General features: G+C 32.4%; 23 protein-coding genes. 14 read left to right on the top strand and 9 right to left on the bottom strand.

All coding sequences use genetic code 11. From position 1 onward, the window contains the following. Positions 1 to 268 precede the first annotated feature (268 nt). Together V6624_RS02680 and V6624_RS02675 are read left to right on the top strand one after the other, a co-directional pair. Positions 269 to 979 carry a hypothetical protein gene (locus V6624_RS02680; protein WP_338840778.1) on the top strand — a complete coding sequence of 237 codons (711 nt, stop codon included), beginning with the start codon at positions 269 to 271 and terminating at the stop codon, positions 977 to 979. A gap of 90 nt (positions 980 to 1,069) precedes the next feature. Then, positions 1,070 to 1,627: a DUF4956 domain-containing protein gene (locus V6624_RS02675; RefSeq protein ID WP_111286766.1), complete on the top strand. Its 558-nt coding sequence runs from the start codon at positions 1,070 to 1,072 to the stop codon at positions 1,625 to 1,627. Here the strand turns inward: V6624_RS02675 and V6624_RS02670 are convergent. Beyond that, on the bottom strand, positions 1,624 to 3,501 hold the full coding sequence (locus V6624_RS02670) for a PEP/pyruvate-binding domain-containing protein (protein WP_111286764.1): 1,878 nt from the start codon (positions 3,499 to 3,501) through the stop codon (positions 1,624 to 1,626). The genes V6624_RS02675 and V6624_RS02670 overlap by 4 nt on opposite strands. Before the next feature lie 331 nt (positions 3,502 to 3,832). On the opposite strand from V6624_RS02670, the gene mnmA reads away from it, so the two are divergent. The 5 genes from mnmA to V6624_RS02645 all read left to right on the top strand — a co-directional run bounded on the left by mnmA (position 3,833) and on the right by V6624_RS02645 (position 10,707). After that, the gene (gene mnmA / locus V6624_RS02665) at positions 3,833 to 5,020 is read left to right on the top strand and encodes a tRNA 2-thiouridine(34) synthase MnmA (RefSeq protein WP_111286762.1); all 1,188 of its coding nucleotides are present in this window, start codon (positions 3,833 to 3,835) and stop codon (positions 5,018 to 5,020) included. Positions 5,021 to 5,061: 41 nt separating this feature from the next. Beyond that, positions 5,062 to 6,669, top strand: a complete 1,608-nt coding sequence (locus V6624_RS02660; protein WP_111286760.1) for a S8 family serine peptidase — start codon at positions 5,062 to 5,064, stop codon at positions 6,667 to 6,669. 10 nt (positions 6,670 to 6,679) lie between these two features. Further along, on the top strand, positions 6,680 to 7,624 hold the full coding sequence (locus tag V6624_RS02655) for an NAD(P)H-dependent flavin oxidoreductase (RefSeq protein ID WP_338840776.1): 945 nt from the start codon (positions 6,680 to 6,682) through the stop codon (positions 7,622 to 7,624). Positions 7,625 to 7,643: 19 nt separating this feature from the next. Then, the gene (locus V6624_RS02650; RefSeq protein WP_111286756.1) at positions 7,644 to 8,054 is read left to right on the top strand and encodes a hypothetical protein; all 411 of its coding nucleotides are present in this window, start codon (positions 7,644 to 7,646) and stop codon (positions 8,052 to 8,054) included. 214 nt (positions 8,055 to 8,268) lie between these two features. Continuing rightward, positions 8,269 to 10,707 (top strand): T9SS type A sorting domain-containing protein, encoded by a 2,439-nt coding sequence (locus V6624_RS02645; protein ID WP_338840775.1) that lies wholly within the window; start codon positions 8,269 to 8,271, stop codon positions 10,705 to 10,707. Between the two features lie 70 nt (positions 10,708 to 10,777). Here V6624_RS02645 and V6624_RS02640 read toward each other — a convergent pair whose 3' ends face one another. Next, complete coding sequence (locus tag V6624_RS02640; RefSeq protein WP_338840774.1) at positions 10,778 to 11,212, bottom strand: DUF4268 domain-containing protein; 435 nt, start codon at positions 11,210 to 11,212, stop codon at positions 10,778 to 10,780. Positions 11,213 to 11,304: 92 nt separating this feature from the next. Here V6624_RS02640 and V6624_RS02635 point away from each other — a divergent pair, with 92 nt between their 5' ends. Together V6624_RS02635 and V6624_RS02630 are read left to right on the top strand one after the other, a co-directional pair. Beyond that, a complete protein-coding gene (locus tag V6624_RS02635) occupies positions 11,305 to 11,955 on the top strand; it encodes a CoA pyrophosphatase (RefSeq protein WP_338840773.1) in 651 nt (216 codons plus the stop codon). Positions 11,956 to 12,081: 126 nt separating this feature from the next. Further along, positions 12,082 to 12,891, top strand: coding sequence for a lysophospholipid acyltransferase family protein (locus V6624_RS02630; RefSeq protein ID WP_338840772.1), 810 nt, complete (start codon positions 12,082 to 12,084; stop codon positions 12,889 to 12,891). A 205-nt stretch (positions 12,892 to 13,096) separates the two neighbouring features. On the opposite strand, the gene V6624_RS02625 is transcribed toward V6624_RS02630, so the two are convergent. Genes V6624_RS02625 through V6624_RS02615 form a run of 3 tightly spaced genes read right to left on the bottom strand, consistent with a single transcriptional unit; the run spans position 13,097 to position 15,335 of the window. Further along, on the bottom strand, positions 13,097 to 13,729 hold the full coding sequence (locus V6624_RS02625; protein ID WP_111286746.1) for a hypothetical protein: 633 nt from the start codon (positions 13,727 to 13,729) through the stop codon (positions 13,097 to 13,099). An 8-nt stretch (positions 13,730 to 13,737) separates the two neighbouring features. Next, entirely contained in the window at positions 13,738 to 14,232 is a 495-nt protein-coding gene (locus V6624_RS02620; protein ID WP_008462500.1) for an RNA polymerase sigma factor, read from the bottom strand. Positions 14,233 to 14,273: 41 nt separating this feature from the next. Then, positions 14,274 to 15,335, bottom strand: a complete 1,062-nt coding sequence (locus V6624_RS02615) for a DUF3810 domain-containing protein (RefSeq protein WP_338840770.1) — start codon at positions 15,333 to 15,335, stop codon at positions 14,274 to 14,276. Between the two features lie 207 nt (positions 15,336 to 15,542). Here V6624_RS02615 and V6624_RS02610 point away from each other — a divergent pair, with 207 nt between their 5' ends. Next, positions 15,543 to 17,003, top strand: a complete 1,461-nt coding sequence (locus tag V6624_RS02610; protein WP_338840769.1) for an aminoacyl-histidine dipeptidase — start codon at positions 15,543 to 15,545, stop codon at positions 17,001 to 17,003. Between the two features lie 291 nt (positions 17,004 to 17,294). On the opposite strand, the gene V6624_RS02605 is transcribed toward V6624_RS02610, so the two are convergent. From V6624_RS02605 to V6624_RS02595, 3 genes are all read right to left on the bottom strand, one after another. Further along, positions 17,295 to 18,077, bottom strand: coding sequence for a carboxypeptidase-like regulatory domain-containing protein (locus V6624_RS02605; protein ID WP_111286742.1), 783 nt, complete (start codon positions 18,075 to 18,077; stop codon positions 17,295 to 17,297). A 207-nt stretch (positions 18,078 to 18,284) separates the two neighbouring features. After that, the gene (locus V6624_RS02600) at positions 18,285 to 20,210 is read right to left on the bottom strand and encodes a DEAD/DEAH box helicase (protein WP_111286740.1); all 1,926 of its coding nucleotides are present in this window, start codon (positions 20,208 to 20,210) and stop codon (positions 18,285 to 18,287) included. A 203-nt stretch (positions 20,211 to 20,413) separates the two neighbouring features. Further along, on the bottom strand, positions 20,414 to 20,992 hold the full coding sequence (locus tag V6624_RS02595) for a non-canonical purine NTP diphosphatase (RefSeq protein WP_338840768.1): 579 nt from the start codon (positions 20,990 to 20,992) through the stop codon (positions 20,414 to 20,416). 76 nt (positions 20,993 to 21,068) lie between these two features. Here V6624_RS02595 and V6624_RS02590 point away from each other — a divergent pair, with 76 nt between their 5' ends. Next, complete coding sequence (locus V6624_RS02590; protein ID WP_111286736.1) at positions 21,069 to 22,847, top strand: ABC transporter ATP-binding protein; 1,779 nt, start codon at positions 21,069 to 21,071, stop codon at positions 22,845 to 22,847. Here V6624_RS02590 and V6624_RS02585 read toward each other — a convergent pair. After that, positions 22,828 to 23,211: a DUF2809 domain-containing protein gene (locus tag V6624_RS02585; RefSeq protein ID WP_338840767.1), complete on the bottom strand. Its 384-nt coding sequence runs from the start codon at positions 23,209 to 23,211 to the stop codon at positions 22,828 to 22,830. The two genes, V6624_RS02590 and V6624_RS02585, sit on opposite strands and share 20 nt — an antisense overlap. A 286-nt stretch (positions 23,212 to 23,497) precedes the next feature. Here V6624_RS02585 and V6624_RS02580 point away from each other — a divergent pair, with 286 nt between their 5' ends. The 3 genes from V6624_RS02580 to V6624_RS02570 all read left to right on the top strand — a co-directional run bounded on the left by V6624_RS02580 (position 23,498) and on the right by V6624_RS02570 (position 26,266). Continuing rightward, a complete protein-coding gene (locus V6624_RS02580; RefSeq protein WP_338840766.1) occupies positions 23,498 to 24,676 on the top strand; it encodes a glycoside hydrolase family 88 protein in 1,179 nt (392 codons plus the stop codon). Positions 24,677 to 24,764: 88 nt separating this feature from the next. Continuing rightward, complete coding sequence (locus V6624_RS02575) at positions 24,765 to 25,544, top strand: hypothetical protein (RefSeq protein WP_338840765.1); 780 nt, start codon at positions 24,765 to 24,767, stop codon at positions 25,542 to 25,544. Then, positions 25,544 to 26,266, top strand: a complete 723-nt coding sequence (locus V6624_RS02570) for a hypothetical protein (RefSeq protein WP_338840764.1) — start codon at positions 25,544 to 25,546, stop codon at positions 26,264 to 26,266. The genes V6624_RS02575 and V6624_RS02570 overlap by 1 nt, the downstream gene beginning before the upstream one ends. The last annotated feature ends 69 nt before the right edge of the window (positions 26,267 to 26,335 follow it).

Raw genomic sequence — 26,335 nt, 5'->3', positions numbered from 1 at the left:
TTATGAGTTTTTGTTTAACTTTTTTTACATAATATTAAACAAAAGTTATGTTTATTACATGTTCTGCTTATCTGTTTGTTGTTTTTATGATATTGATTTTTAGTTATTTATGATATTTTTACTCTGGTTTTATTATTTGTGGTTGTAAATTTCGTTTAACAAAATTTTAAATAGTATTTAAGACTTTAAAAATCGGTAAAAAAGTAAAATTGGTTATACTTTTGCAATAATAAAACACGCTTTTTAATGTTATAAAGAAAAACAGTTTATGAAAAAAATTTGGATTTTGTTTCTAATCAGTACAGCAGCTTTTTCTCAAGAAGCCAATAGAGTTGATGCTAGCGGTAAAAAAGACGGACTTTGGAAAGGAACTTATGCTGAATCTAAACGTCCTCGTTATGAAGGAACTTTTGATCACGGAAAAGAAACTGGTATTTTTAAATTTTTTGATGATACAAAAAAAGGGGACATTATAGCTACAAGAGATTTTAGTGCTAATGATGGAAGTTCGTACACTGTCTTTTTTGATCAAAATAAAAATAAAGTAAGCGAAGGAAAAGAGATAGGAAAAGCTCGCGAAGGAGAATGGAAATATTACCATAAAGCTTCTAAAGTTTTGATGACGGTTGAGAATTACAAAAACGGAAAATTAGAAGGTTTAAGAACTATTTATTATCCAAATGCACAAGTTGCAGAAGAGATGACTTATAAAAATGGTTTGAAAGAAGGGCCATATAAAAAAATAGGACAAGACGGAACGCTTTTAGAAGAATCATTTTTCAAAAATAACGAATACAACGGAGAGGCTGTTTTTTATGATTCAGACAAATCTGTTGCTTCCAAAGGTAAATTTGTAAATGGTAAAAAAGCAGGAATCTGGCAGTTTTATCAAAAAGGAAAATTACTAAAAGAAGTTAATATGAGTGATCCTAAAAACACTAATAAAGCTTCAGAAAAAGGTCCAGCACAGAAAAAGTAGTAGTCTAAAAAGTTCAGAATTCGTTCATTAAAAAATAAAATAGGTAAAGAATAAATTGTTTACTTTTGAGTAACCAATTTATTCTAACCAATGGATTTAAATGAACTTTTAGGACGATTTTTACTGTTGTTTTGCTCAATTTTAGTTCTGTATTTTTTTTCCAACAGAAAAGATAACGCAACCATAAATCCGTTGATGGTAATTGTTGGGCTTTGTACTTTTTCTCTTTGTTATCTTTTTACCAAAATTGAAATTGGAGTCGGAATTGGTTTTGGGCTTTTTGCTATTTTTTCAATACTTCGATTTAGAACACAGTCTTTTACGGTAAATGCGATAATCTTTCTTTTTGCGACAATTACATTGTCAATTCTCGATATTATGTATCCGTTTGAAAAGATTGAATTACTGCTGTTCTTTCAAATTATTATTATCGGATTTTATATTGTCGCTTCCATTATTGTCAACAAAAAAGCTTCAAAATACCTGAATTCTGTAGATGTAAAAATTCCGCTTGACGATAATTTCTCTTTAAATTCAGAAGCAATTCGAAAATCAATTCAAGAGAAAATTAAGATTGAAGATTTCGATTTTAGAATTGTACTAATTAATACATCAAGCAACGAAATAGATTTGTTGGTATTCTATTAATCGTTAAAAGGACGAACTTGTTTGATGTATAAATCTCTCTTTTCGCCCACAATTTTAAATTCAATATCTACAGGATGAAATTGGTTTTTACGCCAATATCGATACATTTTGGTTTCGATCTTTTTACTAACGGTATAAAGATTACTCATTTCTTTTCGGCTCAATAAAGGCTCGTTATTATTCAAATTCGAGTTGGAAGTATAATCAATATCAAAATCGGTGTCGTCTTTTCCGTCGTTGAAATGATACGCAACAAACTGTTCGCAGATTTCGCCTTTTTCAGGTTTTACAACCGAGTTTTCACCTTTTTGAACATTTACTGTAATTCCAGGAAAGTTTTCTCTAAATATATTTTTTGTAATGATAACACCATTTGCTAATTCGTCAGGAAAAGAGCGATGAACGAGAACGCCCATTGCAATATTTTGCTGATCAATTCCAAAAAGTTCTCTTTCGTTATATGAAGCTTCATTCCAGACACTTGCCCAAACTTGTTTGATTGCTTTTTCGAAAGTTTTGATACTGTCTCCTAAAATTCCAGTTTTAGAATCATACAATCCAGCGCCATTAAAATCATCCAGATCTTCTGCGTTTGTTGAGGAACGAAATCGGAAGTTTTTGAATTTTGCATTTTTAAAAGTTTCGTTGAGTTTAGCTATTAAAGTTGGATCAACATTTTCTTTTTTAATAGCGTCTCTGATTTTTTTCAATTGTTTATTAATCCAAACTGTTGAATCTTTGTGCGGATAGGCTAAAAGTTCTGCAATTAAAGGAGAGATGGAAGCTTTTTGAATATGTTGCGTATAAAAATAAAACGGAATTGCATGCGCATCTTCTGGAGTTTTAAATGGAATTTCTTTTGAAATCGCAATCAAATACGCCATATTTTGTGCTTTCGAACCAATATAATTTATGCCTTTTTTAGGAATTTCTGATAAACTGACTAATTCAGTTACTGAATTGTCAATTGTTAGTTTTTTCTTCTTTCCAACTGTTTTTACTGGGATTTTTTTAGTTGTTTCTTTAATAAAAAAAGTATCGACTTCTATTTTTAATTCTACTTTTTTAGAAAGCAGCCTTTTAATATTGTTGTCTTTTTCAATATTGGTATACGCCATAATCGGAATCTTTCTGTTTTTTCCTAAAAGAACCAAATGGCTTAAAGGAGTTTGAAGTTCATTTACAATAATTCCTCGAACATTTGGAAGAATATCCGGCGTTCCATCCAAAATAATAATTTCATCAGAATTAGGTTTTGTAGTTTCTAAATCTTTGATTTTGTATTGCTTTAAAATTCCAATATTACTGCCACGGACAACTTCTTGATATTTTAATTCACCGAAAATATAATCTGATTTTATACAAGGAATCATAAATTTCTGCTGTTGAAACCATTCCATCATTTCAGGATTATTCAAATAGAATTTTAGCTTTTCACCAATAAAAGTGGAATTTTTGACAAAATTGAAAAATCTCTCAATTAATTGAATTGGCATATGATCTGAAGCAGCCAATTCAAAAATCCATTTTTCAGTTCCTTTAATATGATTTAGATTCCCAAGAAGAAAATCTCTGTTTTTTTCTGTGTTGCTATAATTTTCATTATTAAAAACTTCAAGATCTTGGCTATAGCCTAAATAATTGGTTACAAAATCGTAATGAAGTAAAATAACACTGCTGTTGAAATAATACATTTTCTGTTTTCGAAGATCGTAAATCACTTTAACCGATTCGATATTTGAGAATTTATCAGACAAAGGTTTGCCTCGAAATGCTTTGTAAGCTTCATAATTAGGTAATGAAGCAGTAAATCGCTGCGCACTTAAAGAGGTTAAAACGAACAGGAAAAATAAGCTGTAAATGTATTTTTTCATCCTTTGAAAATTGATGATTAAATGTACTTAAAAAAAGAACTCATTGAGTGAAATTGTTTTTGTCAATTTTACCTCGTCCAATTAATTTTAAATCTTTGTAAATCTGCTTTAATCTGTATAAATCTGCGTGAAAATATCGATAAAAATAGTATTTCACGCAGATTTTAAAGAATTTTAGCAGATCAAACTTGATTTTTATTCTATTTCGCCCAACGAGTAAAAACAGAATAAGTTTTATCTACTGCGGGATTACTTAAAGTAATGAAAACCATGGTGAAATTTTCTATTATTTGGTGTACCTTTGCAACCTTAAAAAATTAAACATTTCAAAATGAAACGAGTAGTTGTTGGACTTTCAGGTGGAGTAGATTCTAGTGTTGCGGCTTATTTATTGCAGCAGCAAGGATACGAAGTTATTGGCCTTTTTATGAAGAACTGGCACGATGATTCGGTTACTATTTCGAACGAATGTCCTTGGCTGGAAGACAGTAACGATGCTTTGCTTGTTGCTGAAAAGCTTGGAATCCCGTTTCAAACTGTTGATTTAAGCGAAGAATACAAAGAAAAAATCGTTGATTATATGTTCAACGAATACGAAAAAGGAAGAACTCCAAATCCTGACGTGCTTTGTAACCGTGAAATCAAATTTGATGTGTTTATGAAAATCGCTTTAAGTCTTGGAGCAGATTATGTTGCAACAGGACATTATTGTCAAAAAAGCGAAATTGAAGTTGACGGAAAACCTGTTTATCAATTAATTGCAGGAGCAGACAACAATAAAGACCAATCTTATTTCTTATGTCAATTGTCGCAAGAACAATTGTCTAAAGCTTTGTTTCCAATTGGAGCTTTAACTAAACCAGAAGTGCGCGAAATTGCCGCTGAAATGGAATTAGTTACGGCAGAAAAGAAAGATTCTCAAGGTTTATGTTTTATTGGGAAAGTACGTCTTCCAGAATTTTTACAGCAAAAACTACAGCCTAAAGAAGGTAAAATTGTTCAAGTTGATAAAAATGATCCAATTTATACTGTAGAAAAACCAGCTGGAATTTCTTTAGAAGAAGAATTAAAATTTGAATCTAGGAAATTAGAATATCTTCCAACAATGGGAAAAGTAGTTGGAAAACATCAAGGAGCTCATTATTTTACAGTTGGACAAAGAAAAGGATTAAATGTAGGAGGAACTACAGATCCTTTATTTGTAATTGCGACTGATGTTGAAACCAATACTATCTATACAGGTTTATCGAGCCAGCATCCTGGACTGTTTAAAAAAGCGCTTTTCGTTGGAAATTCTGAAGTTCATTGGGTTAGAGAAGATATGACTTTGAAATCGGGGGAAAAAATGGAAGTAATGGCTAGAATTCGTTATCGTCAGCCTCTTCAAAAAGCAACTTTGTATCAATTTGAAGACGGAATGTATGTGGAATTTGAAGAGCCACAGTCTGCTATTACAGAAGGACAATTTGTTGCTTGGTATTTAGAAAATGAATTAGTTGGTTCGGGAGTAATTTCTTAGCTTTATACCTTATTTGGGAGAAATTCCTTAAAAGGTATAATATGAAATATAACTTTACTTTTCTTTTAATACTTCTTTCGTTTTCGGTATTTGCGCAGGAAGATGCATGGGTTTATTTTAGTGGAAAACCTAATGTACAGGCTTTTTATGATAATCCGTTAACTGAACTTTCGCAAAGAGCTTTAGATCGAAGAACAAATCAAAATATACCTTTAGAGGTTACAGATGCCCCTTTAGAAGCTTCATACGTAAGTCAAGTTACAGCAAGCACAGGAATTACAGTATTGGCGCAGTCGAAATGGCTGAATGCGCTTCATATTCAGGGAGAACAAGCTGATATTAACGCTTTAAAATTACTGTCTTTTGTTTCTAAAATAGAGTTTGCCAATAAAGCTTTAAATACTACTGCGAAAAGAGTTTCTGAAACTTCAACAAATCAAAATAAAGACAAGCTAAAAGCAGCGGTCGATTATTCTTATGGCAATTCTGCTAGCCAAATTCAGATGTTGAATGGACAAATTTTGCATCAGCAGAATTATACGGGAGAAGGAAAAATCATAGCAGTTTTAGATGCGGGATTTCCAGGAGTAAATACAGCACAGCCTTTTGAAAATCTTAGAAATAGCAACAAAATCTTAGGAGGTTACGATTTTACTACTAGAAATAGTGATTTCTACACAGGAGATGATCACGGAACCAAAGTGCTCTCAACAATGGGCGGTTACAAAGAAAATGCATTAGTAGGAACTGCACCAAATGCCTCATATTATCTTTTTATTACAGAAATTGATGCGTTTGAAACTCCAGTAGAAGAATCTCTTTGGGTGGAAGCTGCTGAGAAAGCAGATGCTTTGGGAGTGGATATTATTACAACTTCTTTAGGATATTTTGGAGAACGCGATACTCCTGAGTATAATCATACCTACAGTGATATGAACGGAACTACGACCTTTATTTCTCGTGGTGCAGAAATTGCTTTCAGCAAAGGAATATTAGTTTTAGCTTCTGCAGGAAATGAAGGAAGTCAACCTGAAAAGCACATTGGCGCTCCGGCAGATGCTGTTTCAGTTTTAGCAATAGGTTCTGTTATGGCAAATGAAGTAAAATCAAGTTTCAGCTCTATTGGTCCAAGTTATGATGGCAGAATAAAACCAGATGTTATGGCGCAAGGAACGGCTTCTGTAGTTTCTGATCCAAATGGTGTTATAGGAACTGCAAACGGAACTTCATTTTCATGTCCGATCATGGCAGGAATGGCGGCTTCATTATGGCAAGCTTTTCCGTCAAAAACAAACAAAGAAATTAGGCAGATGATTTTGGCTTCTGCAGATCGATATACAAATCCAGATAATAATTACGGATACGGAATTCCAAATTTTGGAGCTACCTTAAGTGTTGACAGTTTTATAGCTGAAGCGTCTTTTTCGGTATATCCAAATCCGACAAAAAATGAAGTTTCTTTCTCTTTTTTAACTGAAAATAATACGGCATCAGTAATTATTTATTCAGTGTTAGGGCAGAAATTAATTGAAGGGAAAATTACCAATTCAAATCCAGCTCTTTCTTTGCAATCACTTCAAAGCGGACTTTATTTTTATAGTTTTGATGCTGATAATCTGCATAAAACTGGAAAGATCATCAAACAATAATTTCTTTTTAATGAATAAAATCACAAAACTTTTCAATATAAAATATCCAATCGTTCAAGGAGGAATGATTTGGAACAGCGGTTATAAATTGGCGTCAGCAGTTAGTAATGCTGGAGGTTTAGGACTTATTGGAGCAGGATCGATGTATCCAGAAATTTTAAGAGAACACATTCAGAAATGTAAAAAAGCAACTGATAAGCCTTTTGGAGTCAACATTCCGATGTTATATCCAAACATTGAAGAAATTATGAATATTGTGGTTGAGGAAGGTGTGAAAATTGTTTTTACTTCTGCTGGAAATCCGAAAACTTGGACTTCTTTTTTGAAGGAAAAAGGAATTACAGTGGTTCACGTTGTGAGTAGCAGTGTTTTTGCTTTAAAAGCACAAGAGGCTGGGGTAGATGCAGTTGTAGCTGAAGGTTTTGAAGCAGGCGGACATAATGGTCGCGAAGAAACTACAACGTTGACTTTGATTCCGATGGTGAAAGAAAAAATCCAGATTCCGTTAATTGCGGCTGGAGGAATTGCAACAGGAAGAGGAATGCTTGCTGCGATGATTTTAGGAGCAGATGGCGTTCAGGTTGGAAGTCGTTTTGCAGCATCAATAGAATCTTCTGCACACAATAACTTTAAAGATACAATAGTTAATACTAAAGAAGGAGGCACACAATTGACTTTGAAAGAATTGGCGCCTGTTCGTTTGGTGAAAAATAAATTTTATCAAGATGTTCAGGACTTGTACAAAAAATGTCCGTCAAAAGAAGAATTGGTGCAGCTTTTAGGGAGAGCTAGAGCTAAAAAAGGAATGTTTGAAGGAGATTTGGATGAGGGAGAATTAGAGATTGGTCAGGTTTCAGGATTAATTCATGATATTTTGCCAGTTGAAGAAATTATTCAACAAATGGTTACCGAATTTGAAGTTGCGTCCAAAGAAAAGATTACATTTGAGTTTTAATTACTGCACGAAATATTTTATGAATTCTTTACGCACCTATATAATATTGCTTTTTTTAGCATTTGGACTTCAACAAGCTCAAAGTCAGTCTTATCATTTTAAGACTTCTGGTTTTAGCGTTTTAGAGAAAAATCAAAAAGGAAAATGGGGCGAATGGTCAAATCTTGATTTGGTAAATCTTTCGGTTGTTTTAGATACAGATAAACACAGGATTGTAGTTTATTCTCAGGAAATTCAGCTTTATAGTATTTTGGATTATATTGAAAGAGAAGAAAATGACACCGATATTGTGTATTCTTTTATGTGTAAAGACAATGACGGCCGAGAGTGTAAACTATCTATTATTACACGTAAAAAGCAAGATTATCGTAAACAGCTTTATATTAATTACGACGATCATATTATTGTTTATAATATCATTACGGTTTAATATCTTCCTAAAAATATCAAATCTGCACTGAATAAAATCAGGAAAAATAATTCAAATTATTCTTAATAATTTATTTTCATTCGTACGTACTAAGTATCTGGGTAATTGCTATATTTGATTCGTTAAATTAGTTCTAAGTGTTTTTTAATCAAACGCCAATAAAACGGTTTAACCTTACTAAAAATCAAAAAAAATCAATTTACCATTCTTGCTTATGAAGAAACTTTACACGTTGTTATTATTTACTTTTTTCGGACTTTTTGCCTCTTATGCGCAAACTATAGACGAAACTTTTGTTCAGCCAGTTGCTTATAAAGCAGCAAAAATTACTGTGATAAAAGAACTTTCTGATGGTAAAATCTTATTAGGAGGAAAAATAGATTTTTATAAAAATGAAAAGGTAAGCAATCTTATTAGATTGAATGCCGACTACTCACTCGATCAAACTTTTGTTTTTAATGGAGACTTAAACTCAGAAATTAAAGATGTAAAAGTTCAAAGTAACGGAAATTTAGTAGTGTTAACAACTAAGGATAATCTTGGTTTTGCTGATTTTTTTAAACTTTACCAATTAGATCCTAATGGTACAATTTTAAAAGAAGTTAGTACTATTTTTAATGCTACTTCAATAGCTCTTCAAGCAGATGATAAGATTTTGGTTACTGGAGGAGCAATAGGATACTATGATTTTACAAGCTGTTATTTGAATCGTTTTAATAGTGATTTTACTCTTGACGAAACATTTAATAATGACTTAGCATTTAATGGATCAACAAATACTGTTGCAGTTTCTGGTAATGATATTTATGTTGGAGGTTCGTTTAGTGACATTGGTGGAGTTTCGAAGAACAGTCTTGTAAAGTTGGACTCAAGTGGAAATATTGACAATACATTTGATGTTAGTGATAATATAAATGGAAGAGTATTTTCTTTAACGCTTCAAGATGATGGTAAATTACTAATTGGAGGAAATTTTTACAGAATACTGGGCGGTGAGCCTAGCTATAATATGTGTAGGTTAAATACTGACGGAACAGTTGATAATACTTTTACTAGCACTTATTCTAACTTTTATGTATCTACAGTTGCAGTAAAAGACTCAGATATATATTTATCATGGTATGAACCTGCACAGTCTACGAGTTTTTTAGTGAAACTTAATTCGGACGGATCAGCTAATCAGGATTTTGCGCCTGTTAAATTGAATGAATTTGGATACCAGTCCTTTGCAATGGGAATTGTAGATAATAAAATAATTTATAGCAACTCAGGAAATGTTGGTAATAAATTTGGATTATCAGTAAGCGATTTAAATGGTGGCCCACTTGATTCTTCAGAATTAAAAGCAAGCCAATACGGAAGTTTTGAAAAGGGCGAGTACTTTAATGGAAAATTAGTTGTTAAAGGTGATTTTGTCAAAATTAATGATGTTGAAACTTTTGGAATTGGATTATTGAATGAAAATGGTTCAGTTGATGAGTCTTTTGTATTTCCAAACTATCTTGGAGATATCAAGCAATTTCAGGTTATTGATAACGAAACCATCTTTGTGAGCACAAAAAGCAAATTGCTAAAATTAAATAATCAAGGAGTAATTTTAAAAGATTTTGTATATAAAGACGTTACTGCATTGCTTGGAGTTGAAAAATTTAAAGTTCTAGATAATGGCAAAATTCTAATTACTGATCAATGGAGTTTAGTTCTTTTAAGTGCAGAAGGTGTTCAAGAAAGGAATTATGCTTTGCAATCTGAAAATTATTACTGGTTTACAGGACTTACTTTTGAACTACAGGCTGATAAAATTATTGTTGGCGCAATGTATAATGATTTTAGTGCGACACCATATTCGTATAAAATTTTAAGATTTGATATGGATGGTTCACTTGATGAAACATTTACTTTGAATGGTTCAGGTCCAGATACTTCAGTTGGAAAAATAAAAGTATTGGATACAGGGGAAATTATTCTTGCAGGAGTTTTTTTAAATTTTAATGGAATATCAGTTCCTAATCAAATTGTCAAGCTGTCAAAAGATGGCGAAATGGATCTTCAATTTAATGAAAATCAAAAAGAATCACTAATAGGAAATTCTAGTTATCATGATTACAAAAAAATAGAAGTAGTAGATTCTGTAATTTACATTACCGAGGGCAATGCTAATGTAACAGCGATTAATCTTGACGGAACTTTTGTAAAAGAGTTTGAAATGCCAGTTCAAATGGATCAAATAAGTGATATTGTTGCTCTAGAAGATGCTGCGCCTTCTAATACAGGAAAATTTAAAGCAAATGAAGATCACTATATTTTTGCGATAGGTTCATCAAAAAATACTGCCAATGGTGCATCATCATTTGTTGTAAAAGTAAATGTTGGTAAGTCAACACTATCTACTAAGCCAACACCAGATGTATTGAAATCAAATGTTCAAATTTATCCTGTGCCTGTAAGGAATACAGCCTATTTATCTTTTTCGAACACTGTTTCTCCAAACAAAGTAGTAATTTATGCAATGAATGGTTCGGAAATATATTCTGCTAAAATAGAAAACGCCGAAAGTGCCGAAATTAATTTGTCAAATTATAAATCAGGAACTTATATTGTAAAACTGTTTTCTGATACGGGAGTTGTAACCAAAAAGATTGTCAAAAACTAACTCAAAATAAATTTAATGAAAAGGCCCGAAAATTAGTTGTTTTCGGGCCTTTTTTACTTTTTGAAATAAATTATTCGATGTCTTTAATAAACTCGTCATATTCTAAGTAGAACATTTCTAGAGCATGCATATTTTCGTTGAAAAAATCAAAAATGGCATCCCAATTATTTCTATTGCTAAAACCAACGCCAAGTTTTTCAACCCAAATTCTACTGATGGTTTTGCCGCTTTCGAGAGTGTAATTTTTTTCAAAAACTAAATCTTTGATAAATTCTTCTTCAAGAATACTTTTCAAAGCTTCCAGTTTTTCGAAATAAGCATTACGTTTTTCATCGCTTCTTTGTTCGATATCAATTAAAACCTGTGCTTTTTTATTATCTACATAAAATTTAAAAGAGAAATCTTTGATTTTTGTGTCGTAAAGCACCCATTTTCGAGGATATTTTTCGGCAAAAGCGACCCAAAATTCCCTTTTAATTCTTTGTGATTCTTCCCTGCTGTACATTTTTTTAGGCTTTAATTTTAGAAAACTTGCGGTACTGCGTTTTCTGGAGTATATTTATGTTTTATTTGAAAGTACAAAAATAAGCTTTGATTATGAATTTTCAAGACTTTTTGAAATATGTTCCCAATATAATTCCAGTTGAATTACCCGCGGTAAACGCACACTTAAAAATGGCTCCAAAAGAGCGCATAGAGGGATTAAAAAATCTTGATATTGAATCATTAAATGCTAGAATGGCAGGAGTAATGATGCTTTTTTATCCTAAACAGGAAAAAACGCATCTGGTTTTGATTGTTAGAAATGCTTATGATGGTGTTCATTCAGCTCAAATTGCATTTCCGGGCGGAAAGTTTGAAAAAGAAGATTTAAATTTTGAAACAACAGCACTTAGAGAAACACAAGAAGAAGTTGGAATTACAAGTGATAAGATTGAAGTAATCAAGCATTTTTCACCTATGTATATTCCGCCAAGCAACTTTTTGGTTCATCCATTTTTAGGAATTGCCAAAGAAGAATTAGCATTTTATCCCGATATTAGGGAGGTTGCGGCAATTATTGAGTTGCCATTGTCCGTTTTTTTAAATGACGAAATAATTATCGAAGCCAGATTATCAACTTCTTACGGAGCAAATATTTTGGTTCCGGCCTTTAATATTCAGAATCATGTAGTCTGGGGAGCCACAGCAATGATTTTGAGCGAATTGAGAGATGTGTTGAAAGCAACTTTCTCAAAAGAACTTTAAAAAACTATATTTAACAATTTGATATTCATTTTCATAGAGTATAATTGGAGAAATTGTTTTATAGTGTTGCTAAAAGAATAAATTTTGTATGTTTGCGACCTAACAAAAAAATAAGATAAAATAGTTATGGGATTGTTTAAACGAAATCCTTTTGGGCATATATTATTCATCAAGAAATGGTTGATCCGAGTTCTGGGTGCCATGACTCATAGAAGATATAGAGGTTTTAATGAATTACAGATTGAAGGATCTGAAATTATTAAAACGCTTCCTGATAATAATGTTTTATTTATATCCAATCACCAAACTTATTTTGCAGACGTTGTAGCGATGTTTCATGTCTTTAACGCAAGTTTATCAGGACGTCAAGATACTATTAAGAACATTGGCTATTTATGGCAGCCGAAAATGAATATTTATTATGTTGCTGCAAAAGAAACAATGCAAGCAGGATTATTACCAAGAATTCTGGCCTACGTTGGAGCAATTACGGTTGAGAGAACTTGGCGTGCAAAAGGTGTCGATGTTACAGAAAAACGTGAAGTAAACCCAAATGATACAGAAAATATCAGAATAGCACTTGAAGATGGTTGGGTTATTACATTTCCGCAAGGGACAACAAAATCATTTAAGCCCGTTCGTAAAGGAACTGCACATATTATTAAACAGCACAAACCAATTGTAATTCCAATTGTAATTGATGGTTTCCGTCGTTCGTTTGATAAAAAAGGACTTCGAATGAAGAAAAAAGGAATTTTACAATCTTTCATCATCAAAGAACCTCTTGATATTGATTATGAAAACGACACGATCGAAGAAATCGTAGAAAAAGTAGAATACGCTATCGAACAACATCCATCATTCTTAAAAGTTATTCCTGCCGAAGAAATAAAAGCACAAGAAGAACTTAATAGATTGAGACAGTGGGAATACTAGAAATTTTAGATTTCAGATTTTAGATTTTAGATTTTTTTGATTCAACTTGTCAGGCTGAGCGAAGTCGAAGCCTAACTTTGCGCCCTTCTCCCGAAGCCTCGGGATCGCTCAGGGTGACAGATTGACTTTGTATCAATTTTTTTGTTTCAAGTTTCTGGTTTAAAAAAACTTAGAACCTTAGCATCTCAGAACCTTAGCAACTTTTTCAGAAATCTATCTTCTTCAATTCTTTATAATTTGCATATAATCTGCGTAAAAGTGTTCCATAAATAATTCTGTAGAAACACCAGAACAATCCGAAGAAGCCTAGAATTACAAGAAACAATATCCCGATTGTAACGAACATTGCTTTTCCGTTCATGGCTAATTTTTCTCTAAGAAATTCCATGTCTGGATTGTAAACAAAAGCAATAAAAAAGCTTAAAATAGCTGTTATTACAATCATTCCTAGATTATACCAAACATAATATTGAACTGTTTTACGAGTCTTTAAAATAGCACTCATCAATGATTTTGTGGCTATTGTGGTCGAAATTGTTTTGTAGTTTTTATAGAAAATGTAAACAAAAATCAGTACTACAACATAATTGAAATAAGTTAGGAATTCTAATGCCATTACAATTTCAGGATGATTTATTTTGCGCAAAACATCATCCGTATTGATAAATAAGTTTGAAAAAGTCCAAAACGAAATTTCCAAAATACTGATAATCAAAATCCATTTTACAATTGAAGATGATTTTTTATGAATCATCTTATAGATTTCAGTTTCAGAAATTTGTTGAAAAGAACCTGCGTTCTTTTGCCAGTCTTTTTTTAGTAAATCCAGTTCTTTCATAATAATTTTTAAGGATTTAGTATTTTTTTAAGTTTCCCCTTAATTCTGTTCATTTTCACGCGCGCATTCACTTCGCTGATTCCTAAGGTTTCAGCTATTTCTTGATAATCTTTGTCTTCTAAATACATAAAAACTAATGCCTTTTCGATGTCATTGAGCTGGTAAACTGCTTTATACATCAATTTAATCTGTTCTTCCTCTTCGTAATTGTAGTCAACATCTTTTACAAAATGCTGATGATTTTCATAATCTACGGTCGAAATAGTTCTTTTGGTTTTTCGGTATAAGGTAATTGCCGTGTTTAAGGCCACACGATAGGTCCAAGTCGAAAATTTACTGTCACCTCTAAATTTTGGATAAGCTTTCCAGAGCTGAATGGTGATTTCCTGAAACAGATCTTTATGAGCATCTTCGCCAGCAGTATATAATCTACAAATCTTGTGGATTATATTCTGATTTGCCTGCAGCTGCGCAACAAATGACTGTTCTAGATTTTCGCTCATAATGTATTAGTAGTTATGAAATCATTTTTGTTACAGTTAAATTATAATTTTCTCGTTTTATAATAATTAATAGTCAAATCTAAAAATTTACTGTAACTGTCCATACCGTCTTTTTGATTGTTTGATTTTAAGAAATTATCGTAAAGAAAATAAAATCCTTCATCTAGAAAAGTATCATACTTTTTATGAAAATCCTGACTTTCCTGATAGTTTTTTAAAATTCCAGGATGAACTGATTTTTTTAATTGATTAAAAATTTTCTCATTTTTAAACTTCCAGATTCCGAGACAATAATTTAAAGTAAAACTATAACCAGCATATTGAAAATAAGGATTGTCGTTTTTTAGAGAAGCAAGAACTCCAATAAAATTACATTCACTTTCGCTAGCAAAACCAATCTGATGTGCCATTTCGTGTGCTGTAGTTTGTGGGAAATTGTACATTGGAAGCAAATCATTAATTTGAGCTTCATTTGTAAACGGATTTAAATAGCCTCCAAATCCCATATAAGATAATGGTGTGCTAAATAAAGATTTTTTAACGCTTAAAATTTCATATTTAAAGTAAGGATGTTCTTGTGCTAAATTGTCGTAGCCCTTCAAAATCATTCCAAAAGATTCCTCCTGAGAATAAGGGAAAACAACTTTTGAAGTATCATTTTTAGTTATAGCAAACTGAATTTCATTTGTTTTTGAAATTATTCTTTTTGTAAAAGCATAAAAATCGGCATCTGAATATTCTCTTTTAATTTCCATTTTTTCAAATAGAGGTTTGCGATAATAATTGAAAGCCCAAAGCAGATGAAAGAAAAAGTAAAACACGGAGACTTTACTCAATATTTTTAGAACGTGATCTTTCCAATCTATTTTCCATGTTTTTCTGATGTTCCAAAACCAACTGATGATGGCTAAAATTAGAAAAGCATAAATGCAATCGCCAAGCGAAAAAGGAATTTTTCCTAAACCTATTCTTAAAAAATGAGAAATTCTAAGGAAGATATTATTACTGTAAAAACCTTCGACATAATCAGGAAAATATCTGAGGATTCTTAAAAAGATAATCTGAACTAAAAGGAATAATGGAAGTATATATTTTTGTTTCACAGTAAAAAATTTGGATACGTAAATATAATTACAATTTTGAGTGATCAAAAAAAGTTTGCCACGAATTGCCCGAATTTTCACTAATTACAAACTTAATCCATTTTAGAGCCATTATAATTTGTACTAATTGGTGAAATTCGTGGCTAAAAAAGCAATTAAACTTTGTAACTTTGAAGCTCTTAATTGTTAAACATCAAACAAAATATAATGAGTCAAGAAGTAAGAAATCTGGAGCCAAAAGCACTTTGGAATAAATTCGCAGATTTAAATGCCGTTCCTCGTCCGTCAAAAAAAGAAGAGCGTGTAATTGAGTTTATGAAAAACTTTGGAAACAGCTTAGGTTTAGAAACTTTTGAAGATGAAATCAGAAACGTAATCATCAGAAAACCGGCAACTCCTGGAATGGAAAATCGTAAACCAATCGTAATGCAAGGGCATTTAGATATGGTGCATCAAAAAAATGCAGATACTGTCTTTGATTTTGATACACAAGGAATCGATATGTATGTAGATGGTGACTGGGTTCGCGCGCGCGGCACAACACTTGGCGCTGATAATGGGTTAGGGGTGGCTACTATTATGGCTATTCTAGAAAGTAAAGATATTCCGCATCCTGCAATCGAAGCTTTATTTACAATTGATGAAGAAACAGGAATGACTGGTGCTTTAAACCTAAAAGGCGGTATTTTACAAGGTCAGATTTTATTGAATTTGGATACTGAAGAAGATGATGAAATTGATATTGGATGTGCTGGTGGAATTGATGTAACGGCTACAAGAACATACCATGAAGAAGAAGTTCCAGAAGGATCTGTTGGATATACGATTACAGTAAAAGGCTTAAACGGAGGGCATTCAGGAATGAATATCCATAAAGGTTTAGGAAATGCCAATAAAATCATGAACCGTTTATTGTTTGATGCATTTGAAAACTTTGGTTTACAGATTGTAGAAATCAACGGTGGAAGTCTTAGAAATGCAATTCCGAGAGAAAGTGTTGCTAAAGTGATTATTTCTCAAATGTTTGATGAAGCTTATGTGTATGATATGCAGGAAATTATTTCTGACATAAAAGCAGAGTACAAAACAACTGAACCAAACTTGTCTATTGAAATTGTAAAAGGCGATTTACCTGAAAAAGTAATGGATTTAGGAGTTCAAGAAGGAATTATCAGAGCAATTTATGCAGCTCAAAATGGAGTTTACAAAATGAGCGCTGATATGGCTGATTTGGTTGAAACTTCAAATAATATCGCTCGTGTGGTTATAAAAGATGGAGAAATTCTGGTTGGTTGTTTAACACGTTCTTCTGTTGAATCTTCAAAATTTGATTTGGCAAATTCTTTACGTTCAGCTTTTGAATTGGTTGGATGTGAAGTAGAGCTTTCAGGTTCTTATCCTGGATGGACTCCAAACGTAAATTCTGAAATTTTAGAAGTTTTAAAAGAGATCTACGAAAAACAAAATGGAGAACAGCCTAAAGTTGTAGCTTGCCACGCTGGTTTAGAATGTGGAATCTTAGGAACAAATTACCCAGATATGGATATGATTTCTTTTGGACCAACAATTCACGGAGCACACTCTCCAGACGAAAGAGCAAGTATTTCATCTGCACAGAAATATTGGAAATTTGTATTAGAAATTCTTTCTAATATACCAGTTAAATAGTTTTAGTATTCAGTCGCAGTCTCGGTAATCAGTTTAAATGAACTGTAAACTGAGACTGTAAACTGAGACTAAAATTAATCCCTCTTAGGAGCATTTTTCTTTTCTCTCTTTTCTTCTTTCTTTTCTTTAGCCGTTTTTAACGGTTCTTTTTTTGCTGTTTTTTTAGCGTCTTGACCTTTTGCCATAATTTTTGATTTTGTTATAAATGTAGGGCTTTTAAAATCCGAAACGTCAAAAAAAATCCCCAATTTTTAAAATTGAGGATTTAGATGTTTTTATTTGTATTAAGTTTTAATTACGTTTTAATACTTTATATTGTTCATAACAAGCACTTATTGCGTCCATTATCTGTAGATCATTAGCAGTCTGGATAAAAGAATCAGAATAGTTACAGCGATGCATAATTTCAGGAATTTCGTCTTTGCTGATTCCTAACAATACTGCAACCGTTTCACGATCGTATTTTGATTCTAAAAGTGTTCGAACAGTATCGTCCTTTTTCATTTCCTTCAGTTTCTTGAGTTCTTTACCATTTTTTCCGAAGAAATTATAGAGCATATCGGCGGGGTTAAAAATCGAACCGAGGACTTTTCCAAAAGCATTTGGCGCATATTCTCCAGCTTCATAACCTTGCGTAAGACCTGAAATGCTATAACGGTAGTTTTCTTTAGTTGGAATTAATTTAGAATCAATTTCAAGATATCCTGTCAGAGAAAAAGGAGCAATAACAACTTCTTCCAAAGCAATTGCTTTTTCAGTAAGCTGAATTCTTGTTACTTTATTTTTAATCCAGTCATTTGTAACTCTGATTCTTAGCGATTGAAATCCTAGAATAGAAAAATGAAGCGTATCGTTGACTTGTACGTCAATTTCAAAATACCCTTTTTCGTCAGATTTTGCACCACGGACTTTATTGGTGTTAATGATGTTTACGCCTGCAAGAGGTTGTTTGCTGTCATCGTTGATAACGTAACCTGAAACTCTTTGTGGAACTGTTGGCTGTGTATCTTGCGTATCTTGCGCAAATCCAAAGTTAGCGAGAAGTGTAAAAAAGAAAACTGCGAAATATTTCATATCCTGATTTAAAGCTCTAAAAGTAGTAAATCGGGATTAAATATTTCGCTGTCTATGAATTTAATTATAAGAAAATTAACAAAGGCTGCAGTATTGCTTTTTTGAATTGCAAAACTCATTTAAAGAGAATGAATTCTCGTATAAAAAAAATCCCAAGTTCCAGGTATGTTTGGAATTTGGGATTTTGTATTTTAAGAAATTGAATTATTAATCTCTTCTAGATCTTCTTGGTCTTGAGCTATCGCCGAAGTTTTCTGAACGTCTTGGAGCTCTGTCTGAACCTCCATTTTCGTTTCTTGGAGCAGAATTTCTAAAACCACCTTCTCTTCTTGGAGCAGAATTTCTGTCGCTTCTGAAACCTCCGTCACGAGATCCGCCTTCGCGTGAACCTCCGTCTCTAGAAGAATTTCTGTCACTTCTAAATCCGCCTTCACGTCTTGGAGCAAAGTTTCCATCTCTTCTGTTAGAATCACGTCTTCCTCCACCACGGTTGTTGTGATCACGTCTTCCTCCACCATCATTTTTAGAAATCTCAACATTGATACGACGACCTTCTAGTTGAACATTGTTTAAAACGTCCATTACTTTATCTGTAAACTGTGGGTCAGTGTTAAAGAAAGAGAAACCTTCTTTTACATCAACTTTAAAGATATCATCACGACCTAAGTCTAATGTTTCTTTTAAGTAATCTTTTAATGACATCCAGTCAAAGTTGTCTCTAGAACCAATGTTTACGAAATAACGAACTGCTCCATTATTATTGAATTCTCTTGGCTCAGAATCACCTCTTTCACGTCTTTCTCCAGAAGATTGAGTAGAAATATCTCTGTTCTTTTTGTAGTAAGCGATGAAACGGTTAAATTCTACTGAAACCATTTTCTTAATCAATTCTTCTTTAGATAAATCTTCAAGAACATTGTTGATTGCTGGTAAATAGTTGTCAATTTCGTGATCAACTTCAGTATCTTTAATTTTGTTGGCTAAGTGCAATAACTGAATTTCGCAGATTTCGATTCCAGATGGAATAGATTTTTCTTCGAATTTTTGTTTGATGATTCTCTCGATAGAAGAAATTTTACGTAACTCACTTTTTGTAACGATTACAATAGAAGTGCCTAATTTTCCAGCTCTACCAGTACGACCAGAACGGTGGTTGTACGTTTCAATTTCGTCAGGTAATTGATAGTTTACAACGTGAGTTACGTTATCAACGTCAATACCACGTGCAGCAACGTCAGTAGCAACAAGCATCTGAATTTGTCTTCCACGGAATGATTTCATTACACCATCACGTTGCGCTTGAGATAAATCTCCGTGTAACGCAGCGGCGCTATATCCATCTTCAATTAACTTCTCAGCAATAGCTTGCGTGTCTCTTTTTGTACGACAGAAAACTACTGAGAAAATGTCTGGATTAGCATCAGCTAAACGTTTTAAAGCTTCGTAACGGTCACGAGCATTAACTAAATAAAATTCGTGAGAAACTGTAGAAGAACCTGAATTTTTAGTTCCTACAGTAATTTCTAATGGTTCGCTCATGAATTGTTTTGCAATTCTAGCAACCTCTTGCGGCATAGTCGCAGAGAACAACCATGTGCTTTTTTCGTCTGGAGTATCTGATAAAATAGATACGATATCCTCATAGAATCCCATGTTTAACATTTCGTCAGCCTCATCAAGAACACAGTAATCTATGTTTTTAATGTTAACTAAACCTCTGTTAATCATGTCTTGCATTCTTCCTGGAGTTGCCACAATAATTTGTGCACCTCTCTTTATTTCTCTTGCTTGTTCTGTTATACTAGCTCCTCCGTAAACTGCTACCACATTAATACCTTTTTCGTATTTAGAGTAGTTTTTAAGTTCGTTAGTAATCTGTAAACATAACTCGCGTGTTGGCGATAAAACTAATGCTTGTGTATTTCTGTTGTCGGCATCAATTTTTTGAATTAGCGGAAAACCGAAAGCTGCCGTTTTCCCTGTCCCTGTTTGAGCCAACGCAACCATATCCGTGTCTTTTTCCAATAATAGGGGAATCGCCTTTTCCTGTACCTCTGACGGATTTTCAAATCCTAGATCTAAAATCGCCTTCAGTAACGATTCATTCAATCCTAATTGTTCAAATTTATTCATATGTGTTTTAAAATAGGGTGCAAAATTACTGCTAATTATTCAGATAAACTAATGCAATTTTAAGAATTATGTATTTGTTATGATTTGATTATCAAAAAGTTACGTTTTTGTTGAAATAAATTTTCACGTTAAATGAAGAAATATGCGAAAAAACACGTCGTAAAATGTAAAATTTAGCTACTAAAATGTTGTATTTTAAACAATTATTTTGTGGTGCTCAGAAAATCAATTAGTTGGTGAACTGCTTTTCCACGGTGACCTATAGTATTTTTGGTCTCTAAAGACAATTCGGCAAAGGTTTTGTCAAAGTTTTCAGGTTTGAAAATTGGGTCGTATCCAAAACCATTTGTACCAGTTTTGGTTAATGTTATTTCTCCTTTGGCGATTCCGGTAAATAAATATTGTTTTCCGTTTAGGTTTAGAGTTATAACGGTTTTGAACTGAGCGCTTCTATTTTCTTCGTTTTTTAATGCTTCCAATAATTTATTCATGTTATCATCCGCATTTTTCTGTTCGCCGGCGTAACGTGCAGAATAAACTCCAGGTTCACCATTTAAAGCATTTACTTCTAAACCTGTATCATCTGCAAAACAGTCATAACCATATTTTTCGGTTACATAATCTGCTTTTAAAATCGCATTTCCTTCAATGGTGTTTGCAGTTTCTGGAATATCTTCTAAACAATTAATGTCTTCTAAACTTAATATTTTAATGCTTTCTGGAAGCATGCTTTGAATTTCTGCAATTTTATTTTTGTTGTTTGAAGCGAAAACGAGTTTCATAGACTTATATGTTTAAATGATTTTCAACACAAATTTAGAATTCTTATATTTGATATCTTAGCTAAAATTCAAATAAATGCAATTATCAGTACTTTATAAAAAAATCCTGCCTTTTGTAAAGCCGTACAGAAAAATGGTAATTGCAACTTTACTGTTAACCTTTTTGGGTTCGTTTGCGGCACAGGTAAATGCTGTGATTTTAAAATATACTGTCGATACTATAAATAATTTGATGGTTGCGCATGAACCTTTATCTAAAGGATTCCATTTACTCGGAATTATTAGTATTGTCTTATTAACTAAAGAATTGGTTAATTCCGTAGTTCAATTTGGACAGAAATTCTATGGTGAAAAACTTCGTATTTTCATTACACGTGACATTTCTCAAACCATAGTAGAAAAAATTCTAAGCTATCGAATGGAATTTTATACTTCGGATGAAAATGAAAGCGGAAAACTTCAAACTAGAATTGATGCCGGAATTAGCAGTTTAACCCGTTTGGTTCAAAACTTCTTTATTGATATCCTGCCTTTGTTTGCTAACGCTTTTGTGGCTTTAGTAATTATGTTTTACGCCAATGTTTATGTGGGTTTGGTAAGTTTATGTATTATTCCGATTTATTTTTACATCAGTCAATTGCAAGCAACGAGATTGAGCGGATTCCGACGAAGAATGCGCAAGTATCGCGAAACTAAAAATAATGGAATCATCAGTTTAATTGAATCGATAACGGTAATTAAATCTTTTGTACGCGAATCGACAGAAGCCGATCGACATGAAAAGATTCAGTTTGAAATGACCGAAAATCAGCTGCAAACCAGAAAAACCAGTTTTATTTTTGAAAGCATTAAAAGTTTTGTAGAGCAGATTGGAGTAGTAATTATCATTATTCTGACTGCTTATTTCGTTTTGAATAATCAAATGACGATTGGTGCAATTATGTTTCATATTATGCTATTTAATAATGTTTCGTCGCCAATTAGACAATTACACCGAATTTATGACGAAGTAAATGATGCACTAATTTATTCGGAAGGATTCTTTGATATTTTAGAAGCAGAGCATGAAACAGAAACCAGCGGTAATTATATCCCAGAAAAAATTCTTGGATTAATAGAAGTGAAAAATGTAGATTTTGTATATCCAAACGGAACACAAGCGCTTTATGATATTAATTTTACAGTAAAACCAAATGAAACCACAGCTTTGGTTGGATTAAGCGGTGCTGGAAAAAGTACCATTATTAATTTGCTGGATAAATTCTACTTGCCTTCCTCTGGTCAGATATTTTTGGATGGAGTTGACTTGGTTGAATACAATACCGATTTTCTGCGTAAAAATATTGGTTTGGTGCTTCAGAAAAATCACATTTTTAAAGGCACAATTTTAGAGAATATTTTATATGGAAAACCAGAAGCTTCAAAAGATGAAGTTATAGAAGCCGCAAAGCAAGCCTATATTCACGAGCAGGTTATTCAATTGCCAAAAGGTTATGATTCTGATGCACATTTGCTTTCGGGCGGTCAGCAGCAGCGTATTGCAATTGCTAGATTGTTTCTCAAAAATCCGCCAATCATTTTCCTTGATGAACCAACGGCAAGTTTGGATGCTATAGCAACAGAACAAATTAAAAAGTCTTTAGATGCCATCAAAAAAGATCGAACCGTAATTATCATATCCCACAGTATTTCTCAGATTATAGACGCTTCTAATATTATCGTTTTAGAAAAGGGAAGATGTGTCGAAAAAGGAACTCATGACGAATTATATGATAATAAAGGAACGTATCATCAAATATTCATGGCAATGGCAAACAGCTTAAATATCGAAAAAATTACACAGACTTTTGATTGATATAATTCAAAGTTATTTTCTCAATACAAAAAGCGACAATAATTCCAAAAGTGTAAGCCAGAATATCTTCCCAAAGAAATCCTTGTCCTAAAACATATTTTCCAAAAAGTGTTTTTCTAAGCTCGATCATCCATTCTCCCTGATAAAGCTGAAGAAATTCAATTCCATAACAAATCAATACAGAAAGTAATGCAATTGTGAAAGCATTTTTAAATGGAAGAAATATTCGAGCTAGAAAATAAATCATAACAGCATATAGAAAATCGCCAATCCATAAAGGAATAAATGAGATTTTTCTAGAAAGGATTCCGAGAAAAATAATGCTTAGAAAGATTAAGAAATAGGTAATTCTAGTTTTGTTCAAGTTGAGATTGGGTTTTGGTTAAGGCAAATTTAGAGTAATTTTTTTAAAGAAATTACGAGATGTTTTGTTATTCCGAGGAACGAGGAATCACACGAGAAATTCCACAAAGTAATTCGCCAATCTTTGTCGATCTGCGAGTGCGATTCCTCGTTCCTCGGAATGACAAACTAAATCTTATGCCTTAAAATAGTACATCAATAATCCACTTTTAGGTAACAAAAAATACAAAACCCAATTAGATTTGTTTTATTTCCTAAATTTATCGATTAAACAAACTATCGACCACATGAATGCAAAAATTTTCACCCTGATTGCCACATTGTTTATTCTAGGAAATCAAGGTTATTCTCAAAAAGACAAAACATTTAATATTAAGAAGCAATTGGATTATTGCGCAGAACAAGCTTCGAAAACCTTAAAGGTAATTCCGAACGACGGAACGTCTCCACGAACAGTTCCAAACGGAAGCAAAGAATGGAAATTTGTTGACTACAAAGATTGGACAAGCGGATTTTGGCCTGGAGAATTATGGTTTTTGTATGAAGCTACAAAAGATAAAAAATGGGAAAAAGAAGCTGATAAATTTACTCGTTTTCTAACACCTTTATCGGTTACTAAAGCCGCAGACCATGATTTAGGATTTCAGGTTTTCAATAGTTTCGGAAACGGATATCGATTAACCAAAAACAAAGAGTATAAAGAAATCATTCTCAAAACTGCAGATACGCTTGCAACACTTTTTAATTCAAAAGTGGGAACAATCCAATCTTGGCCTCACAATAAAATGGGCGGTCATAATACTATCATTGATAATATGATGAATTTGGAGCTTTTGTTTTGGGCGTCAAAAAACGGAGGGAACAAAAAACTATATGATATTGCTGTAAAACATGCCGAAACTACAATGGCAAATCATTTCAGACCAGATAATACTTCTTATCATGTTATCATTTACGATTTCGAAACTGGAAAAAAAATAAAAGGAAGAACAGCGCAAGGATATAGCGACGATAGTATGTGGGCACGCGGTCAGGCATGGGCGATTTATGGTTTTACAATGACGTATAGAGAAACAAAAGACGTTAAGTTTTTAGATTTTGCTCATAAATTAGCACGTGTTTATTTAGATAAATTAACCACAGAAGATTTAGTTCCGTATTGGGATTTTAATGCACCGAATATTCCGAACGAACCTCGAGATGCTTCTGCAGCAGCAATTGTTTCTTCGGCACTTTTAGAATTAAGTTCGTACACAAAAGACAAGAATTTAAAAGCTGAATATTTGACAAAAGCTAAAAAGATGATTGTGTCACTTTCAGATCATTATCAAAGTCATGATGTTAATTCAGCGTTTTTATTGCATTCAACAGGACATAAACCTGCAGGAAGTGAGATCGATTGTTCTATAAATTACGCAGATTATTATTATTTAGAAGCGCTTTTAAGACTTCAGAAAATAAAATAGCTTATAGATCTAAAAACATTTGCGAAAGCGGTAATATTAGCTATTTTTGCAGTAAAATATTTACAATTACCAACCAAAAAAATAAGCTATGATTAAAAAAATTACCCAAATCTTAATTGTTTCAACCCTTTTGTTGTCTTTTTCAGGCTGTAGAGATACTAAACAAAAGATTCAAGCATTTGTAAACTCTTACAACAAATCTGCAGCTAATTTTAGTAATGACATCATTACCTCTACTGAAGCAAAGGCATTTCTTGATCAAAAAAGGATAGAGATTACTATGGAAACTATAATAGAATCAACTGCTGATAATAAATCTATGTATTCACAGCTGTTTCCAAATTTTCTTAAAGAAATGTTTTCGACAGATAGAGAAATAAAAGGTCTAATTGAAGATGGTGTTGTTATTAAAGTTGATTTTCTTGCTAACGATAACACGTCAATTGCTGAATTCGAAATAGACAAGAAAGAACTTGAAGCGCTTATCAAAAAGAATGCAGGTAAACCAGCAGTTTCGCTAGAATCAGTAACGCCTAATGGAGGTTCTGAACTTGGAGAGATGTTAGTTATGATGAATAGAAATATGCCATTAAAAAATAGTGATGGTAGCAAGATTTTAAAAATTTATCACAATGATAAAAACCAGCTCGTTTATCAGGTAGAGATGCCAGAAGATATAATTGAAATACTAAAAGATAATACGGCTAATTCTTTAGTTAAAGAAAGTATTTTAAGACAAGGTCAGATTCAGAAAGTAGCTTCTATGATACAGCGCTATGGTATTAAAGATATTAAATATGAATATTTCGATGCTAAAGGTAAAATGATTAATAGTTTAGTTTTAACAGAAAAAGATCTTAAACTATAATGAGCAGCGAATCAACAAGCTGGAGAACAGTTCTTAGCGTCATTTTTATTATCGTAAGCTTAATTAGAATTGTCTCTACCTGTTCAAATAGCAATAGGAGTAGTAATAGTTTGGTTAACAGTGATCTGAAACCTTATGTTATAACTCAAGAGAAGGCTGAAGAATTAATGAAAGAAAGAGAAGTTAATAATCAAGTTGCACAGTTTGAAAAGAATAGACGTTCAAACAATTTGTTTTATAAAAGTTATGGGGCCTTGGATAGTCTTTCTATTATGGAACAAGATGATTACGGATTTAGCAAACTTAAAAAAGATACTATAGTTTTTATTGATATAAAGACACAGTTAAATGTACCGAAAGAATATTATTTGCAAAACAATCATGATGATTCGTTGCGAATGGCAATTAAATCTCCTCGAAATCTGACTATTTTTATTCATGATTTTGAAACCAAAGAAAGTATAGAAAATGGCTTTAAAGGTTTAAAGAAGTATAGTAGTCTTAAGAAATTTAAAGTTGAAAATACTATAGGTATGACAAAGACTATTTCTTATCAGATTTCTAAAGAAAATACAACTTTCAATGGATACGCATTGGTCTTTCAAAGTAAAGAAAAAGATTATCAGACATTTTTTGAATTTGAAAGCAGTACACTTTCTAAAGATCTTATAAAAACTAAAGCTTTAGACTTTTTACTTCAAAATATGAAGCAGAAAAAATAAAGATTTATAGAAAGTATAAATCTTTCTTAATTGAAATTGGTAAAGAATATCAAATATAATGACTAAATT

Source organism: Flavobacterium ginsenosidimutans (assembly GCF_037478105.1).
Taxonomy (GTDB): domain Bacteria; phylum Bacteroidota; class Bacteroidia; order Flavobacteriales; family Flavobacteriaceae; genus Flavobacterium; species Flavobacterium ginsenosidimutans.
The sequence above is the reverse complement of the archived record's forward strand: the minus strand, read 5'-3'. Positions and strand labels throughout refer to the sequence as shown.